This window comes from Pseudoalteromonas ostreae (genome assembly GCF_018069805.1).
Taxonomy (GTDB): Bacteria; Pseudomonadota; Gammaproteobacteria; order Enterobacterales; family Alteromonadaceae; genus Pseudoalteromonas; species Pseudoalteromonas ostreae.
The window spans coordinates 1-4,051 of the sequence record NZ_JAGPYN010000048.1 but is presented as its reverse complement, the minus strand read 5'-3'; the positions used below and the strand labels follow the sequence as shown (position 1 = coordinate 4,051).

Here is a 4,051-nt window from a genome sequence, read left to right as displayed (position 1 = left end):
ATTAACACTATTAAATCACTCATTCCTTTTGTCTCTTCTTATATTGTGGAAAGTTCTGCGACGGCGAGCTGCTTAATAAAGTGCTTAAGCTCACCAAGGTTTATTCGAGTATATCAACAACCGTTTATGCAAATGGCACTTTAAGTACTTATGAGCATTGAATAATACTCACGTTTTGTATGAATAAATCACAACGACCGTAAAAACATCTAGAAATCTAGACTTCTAAAGTGGGTTTTGTCTGAGTGGGAGCGTCTACTAGCCTAATTTATCCATTCAACTTTGTTAAAGAATGAATCTGGCTCATGTTTTACCTGAAATAATACCGTTTTTCTTCATGCTACATAGCGCGTATAAATTTATTAACTCTGCAAAGCACCATTACAGTTATCCCGTTAGTTTGGTTTTAACAGCGAGTAATGTGTCATTGATAAAAGCAGTAACAACTCAAATTGAAAGGATACGGCTATGAGCACTGATCTTACATTTACTATTAAAAGCACTAACTTGGATGAAAACTACCATCCTTCAAACAACACACGTATTACGACCAATTTCGCTAATTTAGCTAGGGGTGAAAGCCGCCAACAAAACCTGCGTAATACCCTAAAAATGATCAACAATCGTTTTAATGCTCTGGCCAGTTGGGATAACCCACAAGGGGATCGTTACGAGGTTGAGCTCGAGATCATTTCGGTTGATTTAGACATTGCAGGCAGTGGTCAAGCATTTCCGTCAATTGAGGTATTAAAAACCAATATTATTGACCGTCAAACCAACGAGCGAATTGAAGGCATGGTGGGTAATAACTTTTCATCGTATGTGCGCGACTACGACTTTAGCGTGTTACTACTTGAGCATAACAAAAGCAAACCGCAATTTAGCATTCCCGATAACTTTGGTGACTTACACGGCAAGTTGTTTAAATGCTTTGTAAACTCAAATACCTATAAACAGCACTTTAAAAAGCCACCGGTTATTTGTTTAAGCGTGTCTGATAACAAAACCTATCAGCAAACCGAAAACTTACACCCTATTTTAGGCGTAGAGTATCAGCCTAATGAGTCGTCGTTAACTGAGCAATATTTTAAAAAAATGGGCTTACAAGTGCGCTACTTTATGCCACCAAACAGCGTTGCGCCGTTAGCGTTTTACTTTTTTGGTGACCTACTTAACGACTACAGCAACCTTGAACTAATTAGCACCATTAGCACCATGGAAACGTTTCAAAAAATTTATCGTCCAGAAATTTATAACGCCAACGCCGCCGCTGGTAGCCGTTATAAACCGAATTTAAAAAATGACGACCATTCGTTAACGCAAATTGTGTATGACCGCGCAGAACGAGGTCAATTAGCGGTTGAGCAAGGCAAATTTACTGAGCAGCACTTTATTAAGCCTTATCAGTCAGTGCTGCAGCAGTTCTCGGCAAGTATCGCTTAATCACACAACAAAATTAAAGGCAGCATTTATTATGAAAAAACTATTACCCACATCATCAGCAGGCAGCTTGCCAAAACCGTCATGGCTTGCTGAGCCCGAAACCTTATGGTCACCGTGGAAATTACAAGGTAGCGAGCTAGTAGATGGCAAACACGACGCCCTGCGTATTTCCCTGCACGAGCAACAAACTGCAGGCGTAGATATAGTCAGCGATGGCGAACAAACTCGCCAGCACTTTGTAACCACCTTTATTGAACACTTAAATGGCGTTGATTTTGAAAACCGTAAAACAGTTAAAATTCGCGACCGTTACGACGCCAGCGTACCCACAGTGGTTGGCCCTGTGTCTCGTACTAAATCGGTATTTGTTGAAGACGCCAAGTTTTTACGCCAGCAAACCAGCCAACCAATTAAATGGGCACTGCCTGGGCCAATGACCATGATCGACACCCTGTATGACGATCACTATAAAAGCCGTGAAAAACTAGCATGGGAATTTGCTAAAATACTCAACCAAGAAGCCAAAGAGCTAGAAGCCGCAGGGGTTGATATAATCCAATTTGATGAACCCGCTTTTAACGTGTTTTTTGACGACGTAAACGACTGGGGCATAGCCTGCCTAGAGCGAGCCATAGAAGGGCTAAAATGCGAAACCGCCGTGCATATTTGCTACGGCTACGGCATTAAAGCCAACACCGATTGGAAGAAAACCCTTGGCACCGAGTGGCGACAATACGAAGAAGTATTCCCTAAGCTGCAAAAATCGAATATAGATATTATTTCGCTCGAATGCCAAAACTCACATGTACCCATAGAGCTACTAGAACTCGTGCGCGGTAAAAAAATAATGGTGGGCGCAATCGATGTAGCCACCAATACCATAGAAACACCCGAAGAAGTGGCCAAAACCCTACGCGAAGCGCTTAAATACGTTGATGCCGACAAGCTCTACCCCTGTACCAACTGCGGTATGGCACCCCTGCCCCGCGACATCGCAAACGGTAAACTCAACGCTCTTAGCAAAGGCGCAGAGTTAGTACGTAACGAACTATTAGCAGTGAATGTAGCTTAATTTTTAGTTATAGCTGCTACAAAAAAGCCACACTTTAACACATGTTGAGGTGTGGCTTTTTTAATCAAAATGTAACGGGGGTTTACACAACGAGGTTAAAGGTGAAAGGTATCAGGAAAAAGGTTTTAAGTTCGTTGAATATTGGTTGGGTTGAGTGCAACAAAATCTAGCGTAATTAAATAAATTTAACCAAGCCGCCAGGTACTATTGATTGAGGGAAAGTGCCACTTGCAGAGAATGGCAACGCTCGCTTAAGTGTTATGCTCGTACTTCAAAGCGATCACCGTGACTTGGTGGAGCAGATGTCACGATAAAATGCAGATCTGTTTGAGAACGATTACTTAACTGATGTGGTGTGTTATTTGGCACATGGAATCCATGATTCTCTTTTAGCTCAAAAGTTTCACCATTTACTTCCAATATGGCACAACCAGATAAAACAAAGAAAAACTGTTCTGATTCCTTATGTAGATGACGCACCTCACTACAACCTGGAGGTACTCGTTCTTGGATTACACTGAGATTCTTAGACTTTACCAAATGCCAACCATCGCACTGCTCGCCCCACTGATAATGTTCCGCATTTTCTTTAGATACTGTTGTCAAAGTTCCTCCTAGAACATAACGAGGCTGTAGAATAAGTCTAACAGCCGAAACGGTTAAAAAAACTAGCTCCTGTAATCGACCCTAAGCACTTTTACGGCATCAGGTAATGCATTTGAAACCTATGAAACAGGCTGTTTTTCTTTAAAAAGATTAATTCTACAGTCTCAACGCCTTGTTCACCGGAAAATTAGGAGTGCAGCGACTAACTTTGGCGAGTGCAACAACTTGTTATATTCCTATTCTACTGCCCTTAAAAAGTTGGGATATGCGGAATAATCATATTTTTCACCCAGTAGTTTATCAGAAGCCTCTTTTACTCGTTTATTGATATATTTATTGAAGCTTCGATCATAAATCTGACTATTACTATTGATTCTTTCAATTAGATCAATCATTTCAGTTTCTTTGTATTTTTTCAGAACTGGAGAAATGAATTTATTATAGCGAGTTTCTGCTGAGTCAAAGCTTCCGCTTTCTCCATAATAAGCATTTCTTAATATTCTTACTTTCGATTTCCATTCAAGAGAATCAGAAAGCGTAAATAAATGCGCCAGATCTGATTTTAAAATGCTACCGCCATCATCAAGCAAATAATCAAGAAGTTCTTTATGAAAATCAGTCAAGCTATCAAATTTAAAGTTTGAATAATAAAAATCTCTCTCTTTTTTTTCAACAATGTCATCAACTATTATCGTGGCACTCTTGTTTAGCTTCTTATATATTTCAGGATTTCGAGAAAGCAGCTTAATTAAGGTCGAAACCGTCTTTCTTTCCTTTGATATATCAGAGAAATAATCAATTTCTTTACCGATCATCTCAAGCGCTTGGGAAGAGTGTTTTTTATATAGGTAGCTTAAAGTTTGGAAATTTATATTTCTATTACTTGAAGCTCGATCATTCTCCATTTTAAAAACAAACTTCCATAAAGAT

The 4,051-nt window shown here is 39.7% G+C and carries 4 protein-coding genes; 2 read left to right on the top strand and 2 right to left on the bottom strand.

The genetic code is table 11. The annotated features are described in order from the left end of the window. The first annotated feature begins 468 nt into the window (after positions 1 to 468). Both J7338_RS20370 and J7338_RS20365 read left to right on the top strand, forming a co-directional pair. Positions 469 to 1,443, top strand: coding sequence for a DUF1852 domain-containing protein (locus tag J7338_RS20370; protein ID WP_010388779.1), 975 nt, complete (start codon positions 469 to 471; stop codon positions 1,441 to 1,443). Between the two features lie 31 nt (positions 1,444 to 1,474). Next, positions 1,475 to 2,515 carry a methionine synthase gene (locus J7338_RS20365; RefSeq protein ID WP_210798799.1) on the top strand — a complete coding sequence of 347 codons (1,041 nt, stop codon included), beginning with the start codon at positions 1,475 to 1,477 and terminating at the stop codon, positions 2,513 to 2,515. 258 nt (positions 2,516 to 2,773) lie between these two features. Here J7338_RS20365 and J7338_RS20360 read toward each other — a convergent pair whose 3' ends face one another. Next, positions 2,774 to 3,121, bottom strand: coding sequence for a cupin domain-containing protein (locus J7338_RS20360; protein WP_210798798.1), 348 nt, complete (start codon positions 3,119 to 3,121; stop codon positions 2,774 to 2,776). 236 nt (positions 3,122 to 3,357) lie between these two features. Beyond that, the coding region (locus tag J7338_RS20355) for a hypothetical protein (RefSeq protein ID WP_210798797.1) at positions 3,358 to 4,051 on the bottom strand (694 nt) is incomplete at its 5' end.

What these genes read in the sequence shown, in the direction of transcription:
- J7338_RS20370 (WP_010388779.1), top strand. Translation starts at nt 469, where the DNA reads ATGAGCACTGATCTTACATTTACTATTAAAAGCACTAACTTGGATGAA.
- J7338_RS20365 (WP_210798799.1), top strand. Translation starts at nt 1,475, where the DNA reads ATGAAAAAACTATTACCCACATCATCAGCAGGCAGCTTGCCAAAACCG.